The following is a 23,141-nucleotide window of genomic DNA, read 5'->3' as shown; positions in this document are numbered from 1 at the left end:
GACTTTCTCGGCGATGCTGAAGTTCTGTTCGTTGCCTGTTTTCAAACCCAACCAATCACCTCGATCAACAATAGGAGCCCATCACCATGGATGATGTCATCATTATAGGCGGCAGCTTTGCTGGTCTCGCCGCCGCTCTGCAACTTGGCCGTACCCGCCGTAAGGTTACCGTTCTTGATACAGGCCTGCCGCGCAACCGTTTCGCTGGCCATTCGCATGGTCTTTTAGGCCATGATCACAAGCCACCGCTGGAGATCTTAGCAGAGGCACGCCAGCAGTTAGAGCGCTATCCAACCATCAGACTGGTCAATGCTCGGGCCGACAGCATCTCTGGCTCAATTGATAATTTCTCCGTCCTTACTAGCGATGGAAAAAGCTTTGGCGCGCGCCGCCTGATCCTGAGCTATGGCGTCGTTGACCAGATGCCTAATGTTCCGGGCTTTGCTGAAAATTGGGGTTCGTCCATCGTGCCTTGTCCATACTGCGATGGTTTTGAAGTTGCTGACCAGCATTGGGGGCTCGTTTGGTCCGGTCCGCAGTCGCATAATTATGTCAGGCTGTACCATGATTGGACCGACACGTTAACGGTCTTCGCTGATGGTCACGAGATTCCACCTGATGTTCTAGCTGATCTGGCACGTCGTAATATAACTGTGGTCGATGGCCGAGTTGTCGAGATTACTCATACAGAGGGGCGTACTGCTACTGTCTACCTTGATAGCCATCGCAATGTCACGGTCGACATCCTGTTCGCCCATCCGCGCAACAAACCGTCCGTGAGTCTGCACGAATCTTTGGGCCTTGCCACGGTTGATACACCTTTTGGCATTGCCGTTAAAGTCGACGAGCGCCGCGAAACCAGCATACCCGGCATCTATGCTGCTGGTGATCTCGCCAACCCTCTCATGGCCTCGGTTACCACTGCAATATCCCAAGGCGCGGTAGCCGGTATCTCTGCCCAGCAGTCAATGCTTGTTTGAGAGCACGGATTGGAGATGAACATGGCCGTTGAATCGGACAGCGCGGGTGTGCGTTTCCCTCCGCCATTTGTCTATCTGGGAGTGCTACTGTTGGGGCTGGCGGTGGAGCGGTTCGTCATCCAGCGCTCTTTTGGCCTCGACTGGCGGTTACTGGTCACGACGGGCGCGCTGTTGTTCGTTGCCGGTACGGCTATGATGCTTGCGGCTGCAGGGCTGTTTCGGCGGCTGGGTACCAACGTTCCACCGTCGCAGCCAACAACTTTCATCGCAACGACCGGCCCTTATCGGTGGACCCGTAATCCTATGTATCTGGGCATGACACTTGTCTATGCTGGCCTTGCGATAGGCCTCGACGAGCCGATCGCCTTAGCCTTACTCCCGTTGGTGGTGATCGCCATTCAGACCCAAGTGATTGCTCGTGAGGAGCGCTATCTCGAAGCGAAGTTCGATGATGACTATCGCCGCTACAAAGCTGAGGTTCGCCGCTGGCTCTAACTATTCCGATACCGCCTGTGGGACCTAAAACCGACTGATCCTACGGTTTAGCCCGGCACTTGAGGAAATACACATGACAAAAAACAAATACACCGAAGCTAGCATTAGCAGCTCTCGTCCGACCACATTTGGAAAAGGCTGACACATATGAAATTCGAACACGTCACTTTCGACCTGCCACACGGGACCTTTCATGCGTTACAGGGTGGTGATCCCGCTGGCCAGCCGACGATCGTCTTGCATGGCTTCCCAGATCATCCACCGACCGCAAAATCCTTCCTTACAGAGCTTGGCCGCCGTGGACGTTACATCGTTGCACCTTGGCTTCGTGGTTACGCCCCGTCTCCGACTGAGGGTCCGTTCGACTTCGCAGCCCTCACCAGTGATGTGCTCGCGCTGATCGACCACTGGTCTCCGGGGCGACCTGTGGAGTTAATTGGCCATGACTGGGGGGCTCTGATCACATATGATGCCTGTGTGACCGCACCCGAACGGATCGAGCGCGCAGTCACGCTTGCAATCCCTCATCCACTCACTTTCATGAGTCGGCTAATGTATCCAGCTCAACTACGACGAAGCTGGTACATGGGACTCTTTCAACTGCCAGGAAGTGGTTGGATGGCGACTGCCCGTGATCTTGCCCTCATTGACAGCCTCTGGCGTCAGTGGTCACCCGGCTTTTCACTTGATCCTGCTCTCCAAACGGAGTTACATGAGCACCTACGGGCGAGTATGCCCGCACCATTAAAGTACTACCGGGCGATGCTGCGACCGAGTATGCTTAGTGCAACGCGCCGCATGTCTCAGCCGATCAAAGTCCCACTGTTGCAGCTTCACGGTGCCAACGACGGCTGCATCCTTCCCGTGCAGGTCGACGATCAATATCGGTTCGCTGCTCCGCGCACCATGGAGATCGTTCCTGACGTTGGTCATTTCCTCCACATTGAGTCCCCCGAAGCGATCGCAGAGCGGATTGAGGTATGGGCCAGCATCCTTTCAACTTTACCTCAATCAAAAGAATAGTCTCTAGCATTTTTAATGCTACTGAACAGTATGGAAGTAGTCCGTTATTATCTTAAAGCTGCATCAGTGAATAAGAATTCAAACTCGGATCTGAGCCAAAGGGACAAGGAATGGCTATATTTATTCTATTTAATGAAGTTGAAAAACCAGCCTAGGACTGACTACGCTGGTTTTCAATAATCAACTAATCTGAACGCTCAACTAACCAATTACTTATTTCAGGCCAGACCGCTGTAGGTGCTTGGCTTCCGGAAACAACACCCATGTGTCCACCCGGTACGACCTTAAACGTTTTATCTTGGCTGTTAATTAAATCCATGAGTGGCTTAACAGCATCAGTGGTCACAATAATGTCCGTACTACCACCCAGTGCTAACACTGAACATTCAATATCTTTTAGATAGGCTGTAAGTTCGCCGAATTTAATTACGCCATTGGAGAGTTCATTATCAATCCAGAAACGAAGGATGATGTCACGCATGACTCCACCCGGATACGCCAGCATATTATCGATAAATGAACTTGAGGTTGCGTGGTCAACAATAAACTCTCGGTTATCGAGATTTTTAAAAAGTTCCCAATACGTTTTTAAATTTCCAATTGGGTCGGTTAATTTAAAACCTAGCGTGTTTTGCCATCCATGAATATGAAACGCTTCACTTGGCACATGGTCGCGAATACGAAACGGCGTATGTTTGCGAACCCATTGTGCAGGTTTGGTTAAGCTGCCATAGAGTTTGCCCATATATCCGGCTTTATGCGTATCGATAGGGGAAGCTAAAATAATTAAGTTTTTAATATCTTTGTCTTTAAATAATGCGGTATAGCAGAGTGAAAGTGCACCGCCTAAACTCCAGCCATGTAAAGAAAGCTGTTGTTGACCACTGTGCAAGCGGACCTGCTTTAACATTTCAGGCATAAAGACTTTAATGTAGGTGCCGAAATTGTATTTTGCTTGATGTCGGGTGGGTACGCCCCAGTCAATTAAATAGACATCAAAACCTTGTGCTAAAAAGAAGCGGACAAAGCTGCGAGTAGGAAACAAATCATAAATGAGCATGTTAACTGCTAGCGGCGGAACGATAACTAACGGTACGCGGTGTTTAGGTGTAGAAGTATTCGTCTCATTTCTATAATGCCGTAAGCTAATAATTTCATGCTTATAAATCACATCAAAGGGCGTTTTTCCTGACAAGGCAATTTGAGGGCCTCTAAAAAATAGATCCGATGCATTGATCAGCATGTGAGGTATTTTTTGACCAGCACGTGTCTGAAGAGATTTTTTAATGGACTGTAGCTGTGGAACGTTCTCTCGAACTTTAAGCAATAAACTCATTGAACATAAAACCTATAAAGATGTTGCCCAGAACAATAACGAGCTGGTCTTTTAAGGATATTAAAGGGAATGAGAGCGAAGTTCAGTGACTTAAAAGACAGGATTTTTTGCTTAAGGTATCAAGGGGTAATTAATTTTAATTAAGAGTATTTGGGACTAGATTATTGAAATTAAATAATTAAATTAATTGTATGGGGTAATTTTGTATAAAATATTTAAAAATTTAAGTTTTTCTTAAGAATAGTGAAAATTGATTGCTAGGGTAATTTTGTAAAGTTTATTTGTGTTTTTTTTACATATTAAAAAATAAAATATAATTATTTTACAATCCGTTAGGAATGTAATTAGAAAGTAGTATATATGGAATTTGTTTTTAATGGTTTTTATACACTAATTTCGGCGGTCATCGTTTTATTATTGGGCCGCTTTCTTGTTAATCGAATTGATTTTTTAAAACGCTACAATATTCCCGAACCTGTAGCAGGCGGTTTAGTTGCTGCGGTCGTCTCGCTACTTGTCCATACCATATGGGGATATAGCATTGTTTTTAGTAGCGAATTACAAACCAGCTTTATGCTCGTATTCTTTGCTTCGATTGGTTTAAGTGCCAATTTTATGAAGCTTAAAGAAGGCGGTATGGCTTTGGTTATCTTCTTAGTCTGCGTAGCGTCTTTCATTGTGGTGCAAAATGCGGTAGGCATGAGTCTTGCGACGTTGCTTGGTCTTGATCCACTCATTGGCTTAATTGCGGGTTCAATTACCTTAACAGGTGGTCACGGTACAGCCGGAGCTTGGGGTGAAATTTTAGAAACTCAGCATGGTATTCAGGGTGCTCTCGCTTTAGGAATGGCGAGTGCGACTTTTGGTTTAATTATTGGTGGTGTGATTGGTGGCCCATTAGCGAAATTGCTTATCAATCGTTATAGCCTTGCTCAACCAAAAACTAATGCTGAAATCCAACAGCGTGATGGTCATGTTGAACAAAATTCTGATGACCTTGCACCATTTGAAAACCCTCATCAAGTTCGTTTAATCACAGCTGACAATGCAATTACCACATTGGGTATGTTTGCAGCGTGTTTGGCATTTGCTGAATTTATGACAGGCTTTAGTAAAGGTACTTGGTTTGAGTTACCAACCTTCGTTTGGGCATTGGGTGGCGGTGTAATTTTAAGAAACATTTTAGAAAGCGTCTTAAAAATTGATATTTTTGACCGCGCGATTGATGTTTTTGGTAATGCCTCATTATCACTTTATTTAGCAATGGCATTGCTTTCATTAAAGCTTTGGCAACTTGCAGATTTGGCTGGGCCACTTGTGGTGATTTTGGGTGCTCAAACTATTACGATGGCTTTGTATGCAGCATTTGTGACCTTCCGTGTGATGGGTAAAAACTATGATGCAGCGGTCTTGTCAGCAGGGCATTGTGGCTTCGGTATGGGTGCAACACCAACAGCAGTTGCTAATATGCAGGCCATTACGAACATGTATGGTCCATCGCATAAGGCATTTTTAATTGTTCCGCTTTGTGGAGCATTCTTTGTCGATTTAATTAATGCAACGGTTATTCAGCTGATGTTGAAATTTGTTATTTAATCAAAAAAAGCCCGTAAGGGCTTTTTTTATGGATTCTTTTTCTCAAAACTAATAATCGCCCTTAAACATAGTTTCACATAGAATAAATTGCAGATAAATAAAATGAGAAATGTATGAGCTCAGAAGCACATTCAATTAGCTTGGTTGCCCCTGTGGTTTTATTGGCAGCGGCTGTAATTGCAGTTCCTATTTTTAAACGTATTGGTCTAGGTTCGGTATTAGGTTATTTAATTGCAGGTCTGATTATTGGGCCATTCGGTTTTGCTTTTTTCCAAGATTCCACCGCAATTTTACATATTGCTGAGTTGGGAATTGTGATGTACCTATTTCTGATTGGTTTGGAAATGCAGCCATCACACCTATGGAGCCTTAGACGTGAGATTTTTGGCCTTGGCACACTACAGATCATCATTTGTGCACTGGCTTTGACGGGCGTCGGGTTGCTATTTGGTTTTACGTGGCAAGTTGCTTTTATTGGTGCAGCAGGGTTTGTATTAACGTCGACTGCTATTGTGATGCAGTTATTAGGTGATCGCGGTGACTTGACTCAGCCTCGTGGGCAAAAAATTGTAGCCATCTTATTATTTGAAGATTTACTGATTGTGCCATTGCTCGCTATTGTTGCTTTTATGGCACCTAATCATGTGGTCGAAAGCACATCTGTACGTTTAGAAAATATAGGCATTGGTTTAGTCGCAATTGCAGGTCTTATTGCGGCAGGTTATTGGTTACTTAACCCATTATTTAGACTCTTGGCTGCTGCTAAAGCCCGAGAAGTGATGACTGCCGCAGCATTATTAGTTGTGTTGGGTGCGGCGTTGCTCATGCAAGTCAGCGGTTTGTCTATGGCGATGGGTGCTTTCCTAGCGGGTGTGCTTTTATCTGAGTCAACGTTTAGACATCAAATTGAAGCTGATATTGAACCATTCCGAGGAATCTTGCTGGGCCTGTTTTTCCTTGGGGTTGGCATGTCCTTGGATTTATCAGTGGTTGCTCAAAACTGGCAGCTCATTGTCAGTGGTGTAATTGCACTGATGCTTGCCAAAGCGCTCATGATTTATATTGTCGCCCGCATAACTAAAAGCCCTCATACTGAAGCGTTGGACCGTGCCTTACTGATGGCTCAGGGTGGAGAGTTTGCCTTTGTACTTTTCTCTGCTGCATTAAGTGCCCAAGTCATTGACGGTACAATTAAATCTAATCTTACCGCTATCGTTGTGCTTTCAATGGTGTTGACTCCAATTGTCGGTATTATTTTTAAACGGTTTACTCAATTTAAAGCGAATGTTTCATTAGAAAACGTCAATATTGCCGAGGGCTTAAGCGGTAGCGTTTTAATGATTGGATTTGGGCGTTTTGGACAGGTCACCAGTCAATTATTATTGGCAAGAGGGGTAGATGTCACCATTATTGATAATAATACGGACATGATTCGAAACGCTGAAAAATTTGGTTTTAAAATTTATTATGGCGATGGCTGCCGCTTAGATATTCTACATGCTTCTGGCGCAGCAACAGCACAAGCGATTGTGGTGTGTGTAGATAGTAAAGAAACAACCAATAGAATTGTAGAACTCGTCACACATGAATTTCCTTTAGCGAAATTATTAGTCCGTTCATATGACCGCGAGCACTCACTGCATTTAGTCAAACAAAAAGTAGACTTTATGATCCGTGAAACGTTTGAATCTGCGATTAAGTTTGGGGGAGTAATTTTACAAGAACTTGGTGTGGATGAAGACGAAGTAGAAAGAATTACTGAGGAAATTCGAGATCTTGATAATGAGCGCTTTGAAACTGAAATCGCAGCAGATGACGTAAATGCGGGAGTGGGTATGCAATATACACATACGCATCCACGACCAACAGCACCATTGATTCGACCAAAACGGGAAGGGCGGATTTTAAATAAAGAAGGTAACTCAGATAACGATTCTTGATGAGTATAAAGATCAGTAAAAGCGCTCTTTAGAAGAACTTTTACTGAACAATAAACCTGATGCGCCTGCTAATCAAACCATCTTAATTGAGTGAGATTAGATTTTTAGTCACATTATAGGCCCGACTACAAATGCTCTAAAGCTGTGCCTTTAACGGGGTTCCTGCGCCAGTAATAAGGTTGCAAAAATCTAAGGAAAAGCTTCCACGGCGTGATCCACGCGATGCGTCGGTTGGCTTTTTTATTTTCAATAATTTGTTTTGCTAAATACGCACAAACAATTTCTGGCGGGTCAATCACAAAGAAAAATAACCGTTTCATCTTTTTCCAGTTTTGGATGTTGCCATTGGTCCAAGAAGAAACTAACAGGTCTGTTGCAACCATACCAGGGCTAAGTGTGCCGGTTAAAATAGCTGTCGATTTTGTTTCTTTATAAAGTGCTTTACTGAAATAACTCACGGCCCGTTTTGTGGTTGCATAAGGCGTCATACCTGCACTCCATTCGCCGTTGCTTCCCCAACCTTCCATATTAAAGATTTGACCATAACCTTGTTTAAGCATTCCCTTTAAAGCCACCTGTGAGCCAAGCATCGTGCCTAAAATATTAGTTGAAACTGCCGCGCTTAACTCTTCTGGCTGAAGGTCAACAAAGTCTTTGGTTGGGTGGCAGCTTCCTGCATTATTAATCCACACATCGACTTGCGCAAAACGCTCAATTGCACCATCCCATAGGGTTTGCACATCAGACACTTGAGTCACATCGCAACACAGACCAATGAATTTTTCTTTATTGAAGTGAGTTTCTAAATGAGAAAGAGCCTGCTTAAGATGCTCTGGGTTACGTCCAGCAATGACAACTGAACATCCAAGATCTAAAAAAGCATGGGCAAGGGCTAAACCAATACCTTTTGTACTGCCTGTAATGACCACACTGCAAACTTCAGTTTTGGGTAAACTCATTGCACTCTCTATATAAAATCTTTAAAAATAGTTAAATGAATGGCTATAAGTTAATTTTGTTCACTTAATAAGATGAGATAGACAATAGATAAACTTATCATTGAAAGATTCATTACGATAGGGTTGTAGGGCAAGATCAGGGTAGAGGGTATTAAGAAACCAATTAAAAGAAGCAGCCCAAGCAAACCCAAAATGCTTAAATAATGAATATATTTATGTGCAGTAAAGAGAAAACATAAACCAAAAATCATTTCAGCTATACCACTTGCATGGCCTGCAAGTTTTGCATGTTCAAGTGAGAGTCCTAGCCATTGCCACACAAAAATTTCATCAGAATTAAGAAATAGAAATTTGGGAACGAGACCTTGGTAAATCCATAAAAAGGTCAGCACAAGGTTTATAAATTTGAAGATATTAATATTTTTCATGGAAATGACTTTAAGAGTTTAAAATTTTCTTTAGATTAGGTTTAGGCTATTATCTTTAGGTTCATTTATTTGTTCAAGCTATATGAATGAAATCTGCTAACTTATGGATTTTTGATCAATCTCAATATACTGCGGAGTTAAGGAAAATAATTAACATGCAATAGGACTAAAATTTAGGGATAAAATAATGAAAAGAAAAAATACAAAGATAGGGGATGTATTTGTTGTTAAATTCGATAATGGGTGTAAAAAATACTTTCAATTAGTAGCTTTGGATTTAACTCAATTAAATAGTGATGTAATTCGAGTATTTAAAAAAGAATATTCTAAAAATACTCATCCCGATTTATTTGAAATTATTAATGATGAGGCAGATTTTTACGCGCACTGCGTAACTAGTTGGGGTACTAAATTGGGTTTCTGGGAAAAAGTGGGGAATATGCCAGAGGTTGGAAATATTGATATCTTGTTTCGTAGTAGTAGCGATAATCCAAAAACTAAAATATCTAATAATTGGTGGATTTGGAAAGTGAATGAAGAACAGCAATATGTAGGTAAATTAGAAGGAGAAAATAGAAAGGCAGAAATTGGAAGCGTAATACCAGCAGATAGTATTGTTCATAGAATTAAAACAGGAAAATACGATTTCGTATATCCTGAATTTGAATAAAAAATGTAAAATTTATATTGTATTGATTTAAATTTAATTTTTATCTGGGAGGGCAAATATGACTGATTTTGAAAAGGATATTGAAGGTTGTTATTTGGGGGTAATTCCCATAAATATTTTAAAAGGACGATTAAACTTTAGAGATATTAGCGATTATCTATTCGCAAAAGAACTACTAAACATCGCAGAAAAATCAAAAAATAGCGATGCTGTACATGTTGCATTTCTTATATTTGATGAATGTGAACTACAAGAAGATGATTTCGGCCTATTGGATATCTTTTTTTCAGATTGGCATGATGCTCATGAAGATATCGTTTTTACAGTTAGTAGAATTAGAAATTGTAAGCTAGTGGAGTTTTTAAAAAACGCTATTAATTTTGTTCCAAGTTATATGATGGAAGATGACTTAAGGGTACTTGCTCGGAAAGCATTTTTTGGCTTAGGTACAAATATAAAATGTCCTAGATCTCTTGAATATTTAAACCAGTATATTAACTCATCAGATACTATATTAAAAAAATTTGCTGAAGAGCAGCTTGTAATATTTTATAAAAATAATGGATTTTGATTATCTAATTGAATGAAAAACAATAATTATTTAACCATTTTCTATTCAATATCACATTGACACGCTAAATCCTGCCGATTATCCTTTGCCTGCTGGCCTACATCGCCAGCCGGTTTTAGCAGACCGAGAGCGTATAGCACATCAAAAAAGCAATTTTTTGGTGGCGAACTCGTTCGTCCCCCTTCGTAGCGGTAGGACGGAAGGGGGACGCCTTGTGCGTGCTGGTTCTATATGCCCAGTCTGCTAACCCCCTTTCGTTCTGCCACCATCATTTAGCAGTGATTGGCAGAAATTTTATGCATATAGGAGTTCGCTCATGCGTACTATTTCTTCTTGTTTTTTTGCCTTTGCCAAACTCTCTTTACCCATACCGCTCAACTGGTCTTTAAAAAGGTTTAACCGACTATAGGTTTTGTAAACCTTAGATCATTACGACTAAAAAATCATAGCAACAATAAAGCTTGAGATAGGTTAGCGCATCCTTTTTGTGCAGCTTTCGCATGCCTGTTTTTAGCACTCATTTTAAGAGTGAAGGCCTTTCTATCTCTTTTATATACAACAAAAAATTATCTTTGAGCAGAATATTTATGCCAAATTTAGAAAATTCATTTAGAGCATTAAGAGTGCTCCACGCGGCAAGAGACCTATTTAATCAACATGGCTTTCATAATGTAGGTGTCGACCGAATTATTGCTGAAGCCAGAATTTCCAAATACACTTTTTATAATGATTTTCACTCCAAAGAAAAGCTCATCGAGATGAGCCTAACTTTTCAAAAAGATGCATTAAAAGACGAGGTATTTTCAATTATCCATTCATACCGTGAACTCATGTTGTTTGATAAGCTTAAGAAAATTTTCTATTTACATGCAGATTTAGAGGGCTTTTACCATTTGCCATTTAAAGCCATTTTTGAAATTGAAAAGCTTTATCCAACCGCCTATAAAGTTGTAATTGACTATCGAAATTGGCTCATTGATGAAATTTATAAACTACTTTTAACTTTAAAAGTTACGGCCTCAATTGAAGATGCGCACCTGTTTTTATTTGTGATTGATGGCGCTATGGTCCAACTTTTAGGAGAAAATCAGGTAGATGATCGAGATAGATTATTAAACTATTTTTTAACTATGGTTAATTAAGAATCGGTGAATGAAAAGCTCCTTATTTAAGGAGCTTTTTTAAGATCTGAATTTATATATCTCACTAAAATAATGCATTGGGCTTGTATTTATTTATGGTGAATTCAAGCTTTTCAAATAAAGATCGGCGCGCTGTGCATGACCAAAGCACCAATCTTCTGCACTATTTTGCACAATCACAAACATAACGTCCTGTTCTGGAACATCAAAATTCTGTTTAAGCTGTGCTGTAACATGTAGCATTAAATCTGATTTTTGTTGCGCCGTTCGGGGTTTGCCTGAGGTGATATAAAGTAAGATAAATTTTTCAGTACGTGCGGTTTTAACCCAATAATCAGGGTCAACAAAAACCTGTTCTTGCGGTATTTGTTCAAAAATATGAAAACAATCATTTTTTGGTGTATCGAAATAGTTTTCCATACAAGTTTGCACAACTTTAGATATTTGCGCTTTTTCTAAATCGGTATATGGATAGCTAGTTGTAAAACGAATCATGGGCATGACCATATCTCCTCTGGCATATGTTCAAGTGCTGAAATAGCGGTGGGCAGTCCTGCATAGAAAGCAAGATGGGTAGTAACCTCAATAATTTGTTCCTTAGAGATCCCTTGGCTTAGGGCATTTTTGATATGCCATTCGAGCTGTGAATAGCGGCCCTGTAAAATAAGCGCCGAGATTGTAATGAAACAGCGTGTTTGAGTATCAAGGATTGGTCTTTGCCAGATATCTGCAAACAAATAATCTTTGCTGAGCTCATAAAGTTTGGGAGCGACAGTTTCTAGATTGTTAATATCAATTTTTCTAAACATCTTAAAACTCTGCGTTGGGGGATGTTGTAGCGACTATGGCAGTTTGTTATATTTTAAAAAATCAAAACTTTTTGAACCTATAGTTCAGTTTTTATGAATGATTATGCGAAAGTACCCACTAACCTTGATTTAGATGCCTTACGTGCATTTGTAAAAGGTATAGAGCTAGGTAGTTTTTATTTGGCTGCTCAAAACTTATGTCGTTCTCCGGCTGCGATTAGTGCTCAATTAAAAAAATTAGAGCAGCAGACTGGGTGCCAATTATTAAGAAAAAACGGAAGATTGTTAGAGTTAACACCGAGCGGTGAATTATTATTTAGTCATGCAAAAAGTGTGTTGGCAATGAATGATAGGGTACTTTTACAACTTCACCAGACTCAAGCGACTGGGGTTATTCGCTTTGGATTACAAGAAGATTTTGCTGAAGGCACGCTACAACAATTAATTGCTCAGTTCATGTTGCAATATCCTAAAGTGCAGTTTCAAATTCAGGTCGACCGAAATCTTAATTTGTTAGAAAAAGTACAAAAACAAGAGCTGGATTTGGCACTCATCTGGCAACAAGATGAAGCCTGTGAAAATTTTTATGAATTGCAAAATGTAGAAACAGAGTGGTTATTTTGTTCTCATCCACACATCCAGCAGATTCTTGAAACTGGATCTTCGATTCCATTAGTTGTTTTACAGCAGCCTTGTATTCTAAGACAAATGGCAATTCAGGCGCTTGAAGAGAAGGGCTTAGAATGGCACATTGCCTATGAGTGCAATTCTGTTCAAGCTTTGTGGCCTGCGGTACGTGCAGGCATTGGAATCAGTTTAAGATCTTTGTTTCAAATACCTTCAGATATCAAGATTTTAAAAAGTGCAGAATTACCTCAACTTAAATCTTTATCATTTGGGCTTTATTCCAGTTCAAAATTAGAATCTGGTTATATTGTTCAGCAATTTCAAAAATATATTGAACAGCATCTTCAATAGTTTTTCTGTCTAAAAAGTTGAATTTAATTAGATAGTCTTTGGTTTAATTTATATTTTCATTTAACTTAGTAGCAAATAGGTTCTCTATAAATTATTTTGGGTAGCAGTAAAATAATCAAAATTTTCATTTTTCTTCTATCTTTCTTAACTTGAATGTTGATATACCAATGCTATAAGTTAAATTTTTGGAATGATATTTGCGTGTTAGGAGTCATTGTTTTTAGGTAAAACACGTTCGTTGAAGAATGTAATACAAACTATAAATTTCAGAGTATCACTATGAAGCTTAAAGAATTAGCAGGTTGCGAGGAATGCGATACAGTCTATCGTAGAGCTCCGCTTGCTTATGGAAAAAGAGCTTATTGCTTGTGCTGCGGTGCTGAACTCTATCGACACACCAAACCTTTTTCAACATTGCTGGCTTTGATCTTAACTGCCTTAATTGTATTTATTATTGCCAATAGCTTTCCAATTGTAAAAATTGAACTACAAGGAAATACATCTGAGACCACTTTACTTGGTGCAGTCTGGGTGATGTTTCATTATGATCGGGCTTTCGTTGGGGTACTCATCTTAATCACCACTTTTATTGTGCCGCTTTCCTATCTTTTATTACTTACCTATGTGCTCGGTACAGTGAGTGTATTGAAAAAGAGGCCAACGTTTTTGGTGATGGCCTTACGGACACTTTTCTTTATGAGAGTGTGGGGAATGGTTGAGGTGTTCTTAATTGGAATTTTGGTCACGCTTGTAAAGTTAGTTGGAATGGTCTTGGTGATTCCCGAGATTGCTTTATGGGCATTCGCGGTCTTAAGCATATTGTTGGTTTATATTACTTCAATAAAAGTAAGTGATATATGGAACGAAATTGATAGGTCACTCCCATGAAAACGATAAAAAATGTGACCTCAGAAAAAACCGTAAAGACTGGTGTGAACTTGAGTCAATATCCACGAGCTAAAGATCTCTCATTAATTGTGTGTCATTGCTGTGGAGTCGTAAATTCTTCTCAAAATGAAAAAAGACGACGAGATAAAAGCCATCAAGTTTTACGTTGTATTAGATGTAATAGCGTGCTGCATTCACGTAAACCAGCGAGTTTAAATCGAACCTTTGCTTTAGTCGTGGCTGCGACAATCCTTTATATTCCGGCCAATGTACTTCCAATGACAGTGACTGACTCACTTTTAGGTAGCCAGCAAGATACGATCATGAGTGGGGTAATTTACTTTTGGCAAAGTGGAGACTATTTGGTTTCAGTCGTCATTTTTATGGCCAGTATTTTTATTCCGATGCTGAAACTGCTGATTTTGTATTTTTTATTATTTGCGGTATATCTACAGTCTTCAGCCGGTTGGAAGTTTGTACCAGAGCAATGCGTTAAATTATATCGAATTGTCGAGTTTATTGGGCGCTGGTCAATGATTGATGTTTTTGTGGTGGCACTTTTAACAGCCCTCATTCAGATTCAATCGCTTGCTACAATTTTAGCAGGGCCGGGTTCAATTGCTTTTGGTGCGGTTGTGGTGTTAACCATGTTCGCATCACTTAGTTTTGACCCACGTATTATTTGGGATAACTTCTATGCATCTCAAAATACAAACAAACCGTCTTCTGTTGCTTCTGAAAAAACAACAATTATTCAGGCAGAACATTCGCCTTTGAATAATGATTCTATTAATCCCAGTCAATAAAAGAACAATGAGTATGTCTGAAAATGAAATAACCACTGGTAACTCAGATCATCGTGATACAGATGTTGAACTGGATAGCATGAATGATTTACCAGAACCCCAAGAAAAGAAAAGTCGGTGGAAGCCTTTATTAATCTGGCTTATTCCATTAATTGCTCTTCTAATCGCGCTTTCATTAGCTGTAAAAGCGTTACTGTCTCATGGCCCTACAATTGATGTGTCTTTTAGAACGGCCGAGGGGTTAGTCGCTGGCAAAACAACAGTCCGTTATAAACAGGTGGATATTGGTGTAGTACGGCAGATTGATCTTTCAGATGACCGTTCACACGTTATTGCCAGAATTGATTTGCGTAAAGGTGCGAGTAACTTTGCCGCAAAAGATTCACGATTTTGGGTCGTGCGACCGCGTATTGGGACGGGTGGAGTTTCTGGAATAGACACCTTATTGTCAGGTTCATATATTGAAGTGGATGGCGGAAAATCAGCAGAGGATAAGTTTGAATTTACTGGGTTAGAAGTGCCACCAGTCATATCCTCAGATGTTCCCGGAAAAGTATTTTTCTTAAATGCAGATGATCTTGGTTCGTTAGATATAGGTTCTCCGATTTATTATCGTCGAATTAATGTGGGGCAAATTACAGCCTATAAATTGTCCGATGATGGTAAAAATGTTGAACTACAAACGTTTATCCGCGCGCCGTATGACAAGTTTGTAACCACCGATGCACGTTTTTGGCAGGCGAGTGGGATTGATGTGACCTTAAATGCTTCAGGCTTTAATTTGGATACTCAGTCGCTGGCAAGTATTGTCGCAGGGGGGATTGCTTTTGGTTACCCTGAAAGCTCGCACGCGACTACAGCCGCTAACAATAGTCGTTTTAATCTTTGGGACTCAAAAGGTGAAGCATTAAAAGAACCTGATGGTCAACCACGTGGCGTGATTATGTATTTTGATCATTCATTACGCGGGTTATCTGTTGGGGCACCAATTGATTTCATGGGCATTGAAATTGGTAATGTTAAATCAATAAATGCCGAGTTTTATGACCACTATAAACAGATTCGTATGCGTGTTGAGGCAGTTATCTATCCTTCACGAGTTGAAAATGGTCAGGCACTTAACCCGAACAGTGAAATTTTCAAAGATTTTATTGAACATGGTTGGCGTGCTCAAATGAGAACCGGAAACCTTCTTACTGGACAAAACTATATTGCCCTAGACAAGTTCCCTAAAGCTAAACCAGCTACATTACAAATCTTGAGTGATGACCGTGTAGTGATTCCAACTACACCAACTGAACTGAGTGGTTTACAAGCACAAGTTTCTCAGATTGCTGACAAGTTAACGAAATTCCCGTTAGTTGAAATTGGGCAAGATGTTCGTAAAACGCTTAACAATATGAACACAGCCATTGAGTCTACTGACAAGCTGGTTAAACAGTTAGATGGTAAAGTTGCACCTGGTTTACAAGCAACTTTAGACGATGTTCGTAAAACTGTAAGATCATCTGAGTCTATTTTGTCGAGCGATGCGCCGTTGCAACAAGACGTACGTAAAGCATTACAGCAAATGACCCGTGCCGCTGCCTCTTTACAGTTAATGTCAGACTATATTGAACAACACCCTGAATCAATTATTCGTGGTAAGACCCCAGAGGCCGATGATGAAAAATAAAAACAATCGATCTTTTCAGCATCCTAAAGCAGCCAAATGGCTGCTTGGGAGTGGCTTGTTTTTAACGGCAGTTGCCATGACCGCATGTTCGAGTTCACCAACGCCAAACTACTATACGCTTACACCTAAAGTCACTCCGGTCACCAAATCCACTGTGCAGGTGATTGAGGTCTTGCCAGTCGGGATTCCAGACCGATTAGACCGTGCACCTTTGGTATTACAAGACAGTAGTGGTAAGTCTACGGTGTTAAACAATGAACGCTGGACATCGACCATGGGTACGCAATTACGCGATACCTTGTCTGCGGGTTTACAACAAAAGCTAGGGGCAATTGACAGTTATAGCAGTGGGCTTGCTGGAAACAATCAACCGTTATATCGAGTTTCTACAGACTTTTCTCATTTTGATATTGTAGATCACAGCAATATTAATATTGCTGTGTCTTGGGTGGTGAAGCGTCAAATACCACCCACTCAATTAGAGTCAGCTAATGCAAAAGTAATCACTAATGCAGGATCTCAGCTGAATTGTAGAATTGCTTTTAAGCAACCAATTGATCAAAAAGCTAAAAAAATGGAAGCCATTGTGAGTGCTTCAAGTGAGGCGATGACTCAAATTATTAATACGGTTTCTTCTTCAATCGTGGCGCTCGATTCAAACAAAAAATCGGTGATTAGCAATGGGGTTTGTTCGTAAACCAAATCGCTTTGTATTAACCCCTTTATTTGTGCAAAACAGATAAAGGGGTTTTTCTTTTAATTACCTCGATAGGTTGAGTAACCATAAGGGCTGAGTAGTAAAGGAATATGGTAGTGATTTACGCTTCCATCCACTTTAAAAATAACGGGTACCTCGGCAAAAAAAGTTTGTTGTTTGTTCTTTTTGAACCAGTCTTCGGTTTTAAAGGTAACTTTATAAACACCTTGCTCTAGTTTTTTATTTTCTGGATAGAGCGCAGTAATACGACCATTTGAATCGGTCACTTGTTGGTTGAGTTTTACCCACTGGTTATTGGTGTTTTTTTCTAAAACAACCTCAACTTGTGAAGAGGGCAAACCCGTTTCTAGATTTAAAACATGCACACTAAGTGGATTAGTTTGTGCAAATGTCGCCGAAGCAATAAATAACGAAGATAAAGCAATAAATGATTTAGACATGGTGAAGTTCCTTATGAATGAAAAACGGTTTCAATGGCTTTGCTTGCACATTGGTTATCATTTTGAGCACCACCAGCACCCGCAACCCCAATCGCTCCGATCACTTGGTTCTCAAAACGAACAGGTACGCCGCCTCCTAACAAAAGTAAATTTGCTACGGTGGTTAAATTTTTTGCATCGGGGTTTTGGTTACTATTTTGGCTTAAAACCAAGGTCGATGTTTTGGTAGATAACGCCGTATAGGCCTTTTTTTCAGCAGCCATTAAATTATGCGGACCCACCAGCTCATGCCGTTCGGCAGTTAAAGGGTTACCACCACGGTCAACAACAACCACTGCAATGTTTTGATTTAATTTTTTGCATGCCTCTTTCGCACTGTCGGCTAGCATGTGTGCCGTTTTAAGATCTAATGAATAGACTTGATTCAAAGCAGGCGGCTGTGCAAAAGTACTATTACACAATAGCGTGGCTGTTAGCATCAGCCAGTTCAATTTGTTCATGATGATTGCCTCTATGTCGCTTTGAAAATCTTAAACAAATTGAATAATTCCAAGCATGACAATCACATTACAAAGTTGTCATCTTTCAAATGAGTCTCTACAAAATGCGTATCCTTATTATTGAAGACGAGATCAAGATCACCACTTATTTGGTTAAAGGATTAAAAGAATCGGGATATCAAGCGGAGTGTGTTCACTTAGGGCTTCAAGGTTTGGAAATGCTAAAGAGAGATCAATATGACTTACTTATTCTTGATGTCATGTTGCCTGACATAGACGGTTGGAGCGTATTACAAGTACTACGCCAGTTCTCCAAAATTCCAGTTATTTTCTTAACGGCAAAAGATCAGGTGATGGATAGAGTCAAAGGTTTAGAGTTGGGTGCAGACGATTACTTGGCTAAACCTTTTTCTTATATTGAATTGTTAGCCCGTATTAAAAGCCTGTTAAGACGACAGCAATATTTGCAAGAAAATGAGTTGTCTATCAGTGATTTAAAAATGGATGTGGTCAGCCATAAAGTATGGCGTAGTGGCAACTCAATTGAGCTGAGTAAAACCGAATTTAATTTGTTGCGTTATCTATTGCTCAACAAAGAGCAAATCGTGACGCGCAGACAAATTGGTTCCGAAGTGTGGAATATTAATTTTGATACCGATACCAACTTTATTGATGTGGCAGTACGCCGTTTACGAAGCAAAATTGATGAAGGGTATGAATTAAAGCTTATTCATACCATCCGTGGCTTGGGCTATAAAATTTCGGTTAGCTTATGAACTTTAAATTTCTGCGTTCTCTTGAAGTCCGTATTACATTACTGGTCACACTTTGTTCTGCCTTAATTTTATGTTCAGTCGGCTTTATAACCTATTTAGGCATTAACCAAATTTTATTAAAGCAACAAGATAAAGCTTTAGCAGACAGAATTAACCGCTTGGAAATTTTGCTACAAGATAGTGAAAATGTAGAGCAAATTATTGCGCGGCCTAAGCTTTACCAAAATATGCTCGGCAACCAAGACAACTTGTTTCTGCTCATTCATAAAGATAAAACTTTAATTAATATCAATCCGCTCCATATTCAGTTACCTGAGCTTGCAGAGCGTCCGAGTCTTCAATTTCAGGACTTAGCTAATCATGAATATCCAACGCGAGTTGCTTGGAAAACCATAAAAATTAATCACGAGCCTTATCTGCTCATTGCAGGCAAACAATGGTCTGAACGCATTAATATTCTTTTGCCTTTTCAAAAGAACCTGTTGATGTATGTGGTAGGAGGCATCTTCGCAATCTTTGTGCTTTGCATTTTAGCGTGCCATAGGGGGTTAAAGTCACTACAACAGCTTCGCAAGCAGACGCATTCTATTAACGTAAATCAGCTACAGAAACGATTAAATCTCTTAAATACACCTTTAGAAGTTGAGCTACTTTCAAAAGATATAAATCATATGCTTGAGCGTATCGAAAAGGGCTATACCCAGCTCAACCGTTTTTCTGAGGATATTGCTCATGAGTTTCGTACTCCTTTAAATAATCTGATTGGGCAAACCGATATTGCTTTAACTGGCGAACGCTCAGTTGAGCAATATGAAGATTTGTTGGTGTCTCATTTGGATGATTACCACCGATTAAAACGCATGATTGATAGCATGCTTTTTTTAGCAAGAGCCGATCAGAAAATGGTTCTTGTAAACAAACAAGAAATAAACGTCCAAGATGTTATAGATGGGCTATGCCAGATTTTTGAATATCAAGCCGAGGAACAAGAGTGTCATTTTAGTCTTAACCTAGAAGCTCAAAAGTTATTTGCAGATCCGGAGTTATTTCAAAGAGCAGTCTACAACCTTGTTTTAAATGCGTTGGTTCACGGTGGCAATAACCGAACTGTCTATATTTCAAGTCAACATAAGATCATTGAGCATACGCAATGGGTGAGCCTGACTGTGGTAACGGGAGATGTTTCAATTGCTGAACATCAACTCGAATATGTCTTTGAAAGATTTTACCAATGCCACTCAAGTCGAAGTGATGAGAACCAGACAGGTGGCTTAGGTCTATCTATTGTCGCTTCAATTATGGATCTACATCATGGTTCATATCGAGTTTATAACACGCTCGAAGGCGTATGTTTTGAACTGAATTTTCCAATTGCAGATGCTCCAACGAAATACAATTAAATCCTTATTAATGTTCCTTAATTTTTAAAATTCACACTTTGTTCACAGCCCTCTGGCGTATGTTTAAACATATGAAATAAATAGAAGAGGGTAGTTATGAAATTATTATTTAAGTCACTTGTTATCAGCAGCAGTCTTGCAGCGGTTAGCTTAGCGCTTCCTTTGAGTACCTTTGCCGACACAAATACGAAACCAGTGGCTGTTGAATCTATTGATATTAATAAATACGCAGGTAAGTGGTATGAGATTGCACATTTACCTATGTTTTTTCAGCGTAATTGTGTAGCCAATATAACTGCAAACTATTCCATTAACGCGGACAAAACCGTTGGTGTTTTAAATAGTTGTACCAACAAAGATGGCAAAATGATTTCATCTGAAGGTGTGGCCTATTCGCAAAATGATGGCAACAGTAAATTAAAAGTGAGCTTTTTGCCTTCTGGCCTAAGATGGATTCCTTTTACAAAAGGCGATTATTGGGTTTTAAGAGTTGACCAAGATTATCAGGTCGCTTTAGTGGGTGGCCCAAGCCAGAAATATTTATGGATTCTTTCTCGTAGTCCCCAAATTGATGAGGCGACATATCAGTCTTATCTGCAAACCGCAAAAAGCTATGGCTACGACGTTTCTAAACTCGTTAAAACAACTCAGTCAAAATAGTGAAGTTACTGATTAGGTAGATGCATATATTTATCTCGTAATCGTGTGAACTTCACATAAAATTCATTGCGCATTTTCTAAATTAGAACCAAAAGAAATGCTTTAGATCAGGAAGAATCAATGTCTAAATTTTTTCTGCGCTGGATCGATAGCTGGTCAGATTCAGAAAATGCGCAAGTGGGTACTTCTGGCGAATATGTCATTGAAAAGAAAATTCAATGGTCAAGGATAATTCCTTTTATTTTATTGCATATCGCTTGTTTAGCTGTGTTTTGGGTGGGCGTATCTTGGTTTGCAGTTGTCTTCATGCTGGGGTTTTACTTTCTTCGCATGTTTGCAATTACTGCTTTTTTTCACCGTTATCTTTCACATAAAACTTTTCAAACATCACGTATTGTCCAGTTCATTTTTATACTGATCGGAACCATGAGTGCACAGCGTGGACCGTTATGGTGGGCAGCGCATCACCGTTATCACCATCACTTTACCGACACTGATCAGGACCCACATTCAGCGAAAGCAGGCTTTTGGTATTCCCATGTAGGCTGGTTTTTAAATAAGCAGAATTTTGCTATTCGAAAAAAAGTGATTAAAGACTGGTTGAAATATCCTGAGCTGATTTGGCTTGATCGATTTAGTTTGCCTATTGTGATTTTCACAGCTTTGGCAATTTATGGTTTTGGTTCGTGGCTTGCGCAACATTTCCCTGAGTTGGGAACCAATGGCTTACAGCTTTTGGTGTGGGGATTTGTGATTTCTACTGTTCTATTAACGCATGCAACCTTATGTATTAACTCACTCGCGCATCGTTATGGTTCACGAGAGTTTAAGACCCCAGATGACAGCCGTAATAACTTTTTACTTTCTTTAATTACCTTAGGTGAGGGATGGCACAACAACCATCACTTTTACGCGGGTAGTGTGCGTCAAGGTTTTTATTGGTGGCAGATTGATATCACCTTTTATGTGCTCAAACTGATGTCTTTATTTGGTTTGGTGTGGGGACTAAAGCCAGTACCAGCGAAGGTTTATCAATATAAAAAGATTAAAGATCTACCGATAGAAAAAATTGAAAATGGGGAAGTGTTATGAAAATTGCCATTGTGGGTTCGGGTATATCGGGACTTTATGCTGCATGGAAATTGTCAAAACAACATCAAGTTACCGTATATGAAAAAAATAACTATTTAGGTGGTCATACTGACACTCATGAGCTGGATATAGAGGTCGCTAAAGTTGCGGTAGATAGTGGTTTTATTGTGTTTAATGACTACAACTATCCGTTATTTACCGACATGCTTAAAAAATTGGGAGTTGAAACTCAAAGCAGTGACATGAGTTTTTCGGTGAATAATATGGTCAGTGGACTTCAATATAACCCCTCAAAAAAATGGTCGCTCTTTGCCCGTCCGCAGAACTTTCTAAACCTTAAATTTCTACAAATGCTCTCAGACTTGCTGCGTTTTTATGATGATAATAAAAATATTGATGTAGCAGATTTTGACCCTAATTTATCTATTGAAGACTATTTAGACCTACACAAATATAGCCATGAGTTCCGTTATGAGCATCTTTATCCGATGTGCGGGGCATTATGGTCGGCTCCGGTTGAGCAGGTAGGTCAGATTCCATATCGATTTGTCGTGAGCTTTTTTCAGCATCACCGCATGCTACAGCTAAAAGAGCGGCCACAATGGCAAACAGTCAAACACGGTTCAGCAAGTTATATACATGCTATTCAACAAAACTGTCCATCCATTGAGTGGAAATTTGCAGAAGTAAAAAGTGTGAGCCGTTCACAAGAAACTGTGTTTATCGAAACGACTGAAGGGCAAGCAGAATATGACTGGGTGATTTTCGCAAGCCATGCGGACGATAGCCTAAGTTTAATTAAAGATGCTTCATCGCTTGAACGAGAAATACTAAGTCAATTTAGCTATCAAGATAATCACATGGTGGTTCACTGTGACACTTCAATTATGCCTAAAAGTCGTTTGCAGTGGGCAAGTTGGCATGTACATGTAACTCCAACATCACAAGCTCAAAGCAATGAGTCCGACATACATTATGGTTTTACCTACTGGATGAATAATTTGCAGAATTTATCCTGCAATACTCAAGTTTTTTCTACTTTAAATCCGAATATGCAAATTAAAGCCGAAGACATCTTGGTTGAACGCCAATATCGTCATCCTGTATTTGATACTAAAGCGATTCAAACTCAATCTCGTTGGCAAGAAATTAACGGACAAAACAGAACATCATTTTGTGGAGCGTATTGGGGCTGGGGTTTCCATGAGGATGGTGCCCGCAGTGCAGCACGTGTTGTAGAGCAACTTCTACATTTATAA

The 23,141-nt window shown here is 40.0% G+C and carries 25 protein-coding genes; 18 read left to right on the top strand and 7 right to left on the bottom strand.

Annotated elements, in window-relative coordinates; genetic code table 11:
- The first annotated feature begins 86 nt into the window (after nt 1–86).
- From AC07M3_RS11595 to AC07M3_RS11585, 3 genes are all read left to right on the top strand, one after another.
- Nucleotides 87–980, top strand: a complete 894-nt coding sequence (locus AC07M3_RS11595; RefSeq protein WP_209831144.1) for an NAD(P)/FAD-dependent oxidoreductase — start codon at nt 87–89, stop codon at nt 978–980.
- A 21-nt stretch (nt 981–1,001) separates the two neighbouring features.
- Entirely contained in the window at nt 1,002–1,475 is a 474-nt protein-coding gene (locus AC07M3_RS11590; protein WP_494567360.1) for a methyltransferase family protein, read from the top strand.
- Nucleotides 1,476–1,622: 147 nt separating this feature from the next.
- Nucleotides 1,623–2,498 carry an alpha/beta fold hydrolase gene (locus AC07M3_RS11585; protein ID WP_307008874.1) on the top strand — a complete coding sequence of 292 codons (876 nt, stop codon included), beginning with the start codon at nt 1,623–1,625 and terminating at the stop codon, nt 2,496–2,498.
- Nucleotides 2,499–2,682: 184 nt separating this feature from the next.
- Here the strand turns inward: AC07M3_RS11585 and AC07M3_RS11580 are convergent, their stop codons facing one another.
- Nucleotides 2,683–3,834, bottom strand: coding sequence for an alpha/beta fold hydrolase (locus AC07M3_RS11580; protein WP_494567359.1), 1,152 nt, complete (start codon nt 3,832–3,834; stop codon nt 2,683–2,685).
- 360 nt (nt 3,835–4,194) lie between these two features.
- On the opposite strand from AC07M3_RS11580, the gene gltS reads away from it, so the two are divergent.
- Both gltS and AC07M3_RS11570 read left to right on the top strand, forming a co-directional pair.
- A complete protein-coding gene (gene gltS / locus AC07M3_RS11575; RefSeq protein ID WP_494567358.1) occupies nt 4,195–5,430 on the top strand; it encodes a sodium/glutamate symporter in 1,236 nt (411 codons plus the stop codon).
- A gap of 113 nt (nt 5,431–5,543) precedes the next feature.
- Entirely contained in the window at nt 5,544–7,370 is a 1,827-nt protein-coding gene (locus AC07M3_RS11570) for a monovalent cation:proton antiporter-2 (CPA2) family protein (RefSeq protein ID WP_494567357.1), read from the top strand.
- 125 nt (nt 7,371–7,495) lie between these two features.
- Here AC07M3_RS11570 and AC07M3_RS11565 read toward each other — a convergent pair whose 3' ends face one another.
- A complete protein-coding gene (locus tag AC07M3_RS11565; RefSeq protein ID WP_494567356.1) occupies nt 7,496–8,329 on the bottom strand; it encodes an SDR family NAD(P)-dependent oxidoreductase in 834 nt (277 codons plus the stop codon).
- 50 nt (nt 8,330–8,379) lie between these two features.
- Complete coding sequence (locus AC07M3_RS11560) at nt 8,380–8,757, bottom strand: DoxX-like family protein (RefSeq protein WP_494567355.1); 378 nt, start codon at nt 8,755–8,757, stop codon at nt 8,380–8,382.
- 187 nt (nt 8,758–8,944) lie between these two features.
- Between AC07M3_RS11560 and AC07M3_RS11555 the strand changes: the two genes are divergently transcribed.
- From AC07M3_RS11555 to AC07M3_RS11545, 3 genes are all read left to right on the top strand, one after another.
- The gene (locus AC07M3_RS11555) at nt 8,945–9,427 is read left to right on the top strand and encodes a hypothetical protein (RefSeq protein WP_494567354.1); all 483 of its coding nucleotides are present in this window, start codon (nt 8,945–8,947) and stop codon (nt 9,425–9,427) included.
- A gap of 58 nt (nt 9,428–9,485) precedes the next feature.
- Nucleotides 9,486–9,998 carry a hypothetical protein gene (locus tag AC07M3_RS11550; protein ID WP_494567353.1) on the top strand — a complete coding sequence of 171 codons (513 nt, stop codon included), beginning with the start codon at nt 9,486–9,488 and terminating at the stop codon, nt 9,996–9,998.
- Nucleotides 9,999–10,585: 587 nt separating this feature from the next.
- Nucleotides 10,586–11,140: a TetR/AcrR family transcriptional regulator gene (locus tag AC07M3_RS11545; RefSeq protein ID WP_494567352.1), complete on the top strand. Its 555-nt coding sequence runs from the start codon at nt 10,586–10,588 to the stop codon at nt 11,138–11,140.
- 93 nt (nt 11,141–11,233) lie between these two features.
- Here AC07M3_RS11545 and AC07M3_RS11540 read toward each other — a convergent pair whose 3' ends face one another.
- Both AC07M3_RS11540 and AC07M3_RS11535 read right to left on the bottom strand, forming a co-directional pair.
- On the bottom strand, nt 11,234–11,641 hold the full coding sequence (locus tag AC07M3_RS11540) for a tautomerase family protein (protein ID WP_132069152.1): 408 nt from the start codon (nt 11,639–11,641) through the stop codon (nt 11,234–11,236).
- Nucleotides 11,632–11,949 (bottom strand): carboxymuconolactone decarboxylase family protein, encoded by a 318-nt coding sequence (locus AC07M3_RS11535; protein ID WP_494567351.1) that lies wholly within the window; start codon nt 11,947–11,949, stop codon nt 11,632–11,634. The genes AC07M3_RS11540 and AC07M3_RS11535 overlap by 10 nt, the downstream gene beginning before the upstream one ends.
- Nucleotides 11,950–12,042: 93 nt before the next feature.
- Here AC07M3_RS11535 and AC07M3_RS11530 point away from each other — a divergent pair, with 93 nt between their 5' ends.
- The 5 genes from AC07M3_RS11530 (at nt 12,043) to AC07M3_RS11510 (ending at nt 16,993) form a co-directional block, all read left to right on the top strand.
- The gene (locus AC07M3_RS11530) at nt 12,043–12,927 is read left to right on the top strand and encodes a LysR substrate-binding domain-containing protein (protein ID WP_494567350.1); all 885 of its coding nucleotides are present in this window, start codon (nt 12,043–12,045) and stop codon (nt 12,925–12,927) included.
- Nucleotides 12,928–13,206: 279 nt separating this feature from the next.
- Nucleotides 13,207–13,815 carry a paraquat-inducible protein A gene (locus AC07M3_RS11525; protein WP_309949240.1) on the top strand — a complete coding sequence of 203 codons (609 nt, stop codon included), beginning with the start codon at nt 13,207–13,209 and terminating at the stop codon, nt 13,813–13,815.
- On the top strand, nt 13,812–14,621 hold the full coding sequence (locus AC07M3_RS11520; RefSeq protein WP_209733992.1) for a paraquat-inducible protein A: 810 nt from the start codon (nt 13,812–13,814) through the stop codon (nt 14,619–14,621). Before AC07M3_RS11525 ends, AC07M3_RS11520 begins: the two co-directional genes overlap by 4 nt.
- Before the next feature lie 7 nt (nt 14,622–14,628).
- Nucleotides 14,629–16,296 (top strand): PqiB family protein, encoded by a 1,668-nt coding sequence (locus AC07M3_RS11515; protein ID WP_494567349.1) that lies wholly within the window; start codon nt 14,629–14,631, stop codon nt 16,294–16,296.
- On the top strand, nt 16,286–16,993 hold the full coding sequence (locus AC07M3_RS11510; RefSeq protein WP_494567424.1) for a PqiC family protein: 708 nt from the start codon (nt 16,286–16,288) through the stop codon (nt 16,991–16,993). Before AC07M3_RS11515 ends, AC07M3_RS11510 begins: the two co-directional genes overlap by 11 nt.
- Before the next feature lie 59 nt (nt 16,994–17,052).
- On the opposite strand, the gene uraH is transcribed toward AC07M3_RS11510, so the two are convergent.
- Nucleotides 17,053–17,454, bottom strand: a complete 402-nt coding sequence (gene uraH, locus AC07M3_RS11505; protein WP_494567348.1) for a hydroxyisourate hydrolase — start codon at nt 17,452–17,454, stop codon at nt 17,053–17,055.
- Nucleotides 17,455–17,465: 11 nt separating this feature from the next.
- Entirely contained in the window at nt 17,466–17,933 is a 468-nt protein-coding gene (locus AC07M3_RS11500) for a GlcG/HbpS family heme-binding protein (protein ID WP_494567423.1), read from the bottom strand.
- Between the two features lie 125 nt (nt 17,934–18,058).
- Between AC07M3_RS11500 and AC07M3_RS11495 the strand changes: the two genes are divergently transcribed.
- The 5 genes from AC07M3_RS11495 to AC07M3_RS11475 all read left to right on the top strand — a co-directional run bounded on the left by AC07M3_RS11495 (nt 18,059) and on the right by AC07M3_RS11475 (nt 23,141).
- A complete protein-coding gene (locus AC07M3_RS11495; RefSeq protein WP_494567347.1) occupies nt 18,059–18,730 on the top strand; it encodes a heavy metal response regulator transcription factor in 672 nt (223 codons plus the stop codon).
- Nucleotides 18,727–20,130, top strand: a complete 1,404-nt coding sequence (locus tag AC07M3_RS11490; protein WP_494567346.1) for a heavy metal sensor histidine kinase — start codon at nt 18,727–18,729, stop codon at nt 20,128–20,130. The genes AC07M3_RS11495 and AC07M3_RS11490 overlap by 4 nt, the downstream gene beginning before the upstream one ends.
- A 96-nt stretch (nt 20,131–20,226) precedes the next feature.
- Nucleotides 20,227–20,790 carry a lipocalin family protein gene (locus tag AC07M3_RS11485; RefSeq protein ID WP_494567345.1) on the top strand — a complete coding sequence of 188 codons (564 nt, stop codon included), beginning with the start codon at nt 20,227–20,229 and terminating at the stop codon, nt 20,788–20,790.
- A 120-nt stretch (nt 20,791–20,910) separates the two neighbouring features.
- Nucleotides 20,911–21,882 carry an acyl-CoA desaturase gene (locus AC07M3_RS11480; protein WP_494567344.1) on the top strand — a complete coding sequence of 324 codons (972 nt, stop codon included), beginning with the start codon at nt 20,911–20,913 and terminating at the stop codon, nt 21,880–21,882.
- Complete coding sequence (locus AC07M3_RS11475) at nt 21,879–23,141, top strand: NAD(P)/FAD-dependent oxidoreductase (RefSeq protein ID WP_494567343.1); 1,263 nt, start codon at nt 21,879–21,881, stop codon at nt 23,139–23,141. Before AC07M3_RS11480 ends, AC07M3_RS11475 begins: the two co-directional genes overlap by 4 nt.

The organism is Acinetobacter sp. GW821-FHT09D10 (genome assembly GCF_059416285.1).
Note: the sequence above shows the minus strand (reverse complement) of the source record. Positions and strands in the feature narration are given on the sequence as shown.

Coding starts and splice junctions, on each gene's coding strand:
- AC07M3_RS11490 (WP_494567346.1), top strand. CDS start 18,727: ATGAACTTTAAATTTCTGCGTTCTCTTGAAGTCCGTATTACATTACTG.
- AC07M3_RS11580 (WP_494567359.1), bottom strand. CDS start 3,834: ATGAGTTTATTGCTTAAAGTTCGAGAGAACGTTCCACAGCTACAGTCC.
- gltS (WP_494567358.1), top strand. CDS start 4,195: ATGGAATTTGTTTTTAATGGTTTTTATACACTAATTTCGGCGGTCATC.
- AC07M3_RS11510 (WP_494567424.1), top strand. CDS start 16,286: ATGAAAAATAAAAACAATCGATCTTTTCAGCATCCTAAAGCAGCCAAA.
- AC07M3_RS11520 (WP_209733992.1), top strand. CDS start 13,812: ATGAAAACGATAAAAAATGTGACCTCAGAAAAAACCGTAAAGACTGGT.
- AC07M3_RS11535 (WP_494567351.1), bottom strand. CDS start 11,949: ATGTTTAGAAAAATTGATATTAACAATCTAGAAACTGTCGCTCCCAAA.
- AC07M3_RS11480 (WP_494567344.1), top strand. CDS start 20,911: ATGTCTAAATTTTTTCTGCGCTGGATCGATAGCTGGTCAGATTCAGAA.
- AC07M3_RS11475 (WP_494567343.1), top strand. CDS start 21,879: ATGAAAATTGCCATTGTGGGTTCGGGTATATCGGGACTTTATGCTGCA.
- AC07M3_RS11555 (WP_494567354.1), top strand. CDS start 8,945: ATGAAAAGAAAAAATACAAAGATAGGGGATGTATTTGTTGTTAAATTC.
- AC07M3_RS11590 (WP_494567360.1), top strand. CDS start 1,002: ATGGCCGTTGAATCGGACAGCGCGGGTGTGCGTTTCCCTCCGCCATTT.
- AC07M3_RS11595 (WP_209831144.1), top strand. CDS start 87: ATGGATGATGTCATCATTATAGGCGGCAGCTTTGCTGGTCTCGCCGCC.
- uraH (WP_494567348.1), bottom strand. CDS start 17,454: ATGTCTAAATCATTTATTGCTTTATCTTCGTTATTTATTGCTTCGGCG.
- AC07M3_RS11540 (WP_132069152.1), bottom strand. CDS start 11,641: ATGCCCATGATTCGTTTTACAACTAGCTATCCATATACCGATTTAGAA.
- AC07M3_RS11545 (WP_494567352.1), top strand. CDS start 10,586: ATGCCAAATTTAGAAAATTCATTTAGAGCATTAAGAGTGCTCCACGCG.
- AC07M3_RS11515 (WP_494567349.1), top strand. CDS start 14,629: ATGAGTATGTCTGAAAATGAAATAACCACTGGTAACTCAGATCATCGT.
- AC07M3_RS11565 (WP_494567356.1), bottom strand. CDS start 8,329: ATGAGTTTACCCAAAACTGAAGTTTGCAGTGTGGTCATTACAGGCAGT.
- AC07M3_RS11495 (WP_494567347.1), top strand. CDS start 18,059: ATGCGTATCCTTATTATTGAAGACGAGATCAAGATCACCACTTATTTG.
- AC07M3_RS11570 (WP_494567357.1), top strand. CDS start 5,544: ATGAGCTCAGAAGCACATTCAATTAGCTTGGTTGCCCCTGTGGTTTTA.
- AC07M3_RS11485 (WP_494567345.1), top strand. CDS start 20,227: ATGAAATTATTATTTAAGTCACTTGTTATCAGCAGCAGTCTTGCAGCG.
- AC07M3_RS11550 (WP_494567353.1), top strand. CDS start 9,486: ATGACTGATTTTGAAAAGGATATTGAAGGTTGTTATTTGGGGGTAATT.
- AC07M3_RS11525 (WP_309949240.1), top strand. CDS start 13,207: ATGAAGCTTAAAGAATTAGCAGGTTGCGAGGAATGCGATACAGTCTAT.
- AC07M3_RS11530 (WP_494567350.1), top strand. CDS start 12,043: ATGAATGATTATGCGAAAGTACCCACTAACCTTGATTTAGATGCCTTA.
- AC07M3_RS11500 (WP_494567423.1), bottom strand. CDS start 17,933: ATGCTAACAGCCACGCTATTGTGTAATAGTACTTTTGCACAGCCGCCT.
- AC07M3_RS11560 (WP_494567355.1), bottom strand. CDS start 8,757: ATGAAAAATATTAATATCTTCAAATTTATAAACCTTGTGCTGACCTTT.
- AC07M3_RS11585 (WP_307008874.1), top strand. CDS start 1,623: ATGAAATTCGAACACGTCACTTTCGACCTGCCACACGGGACCTTTCAT.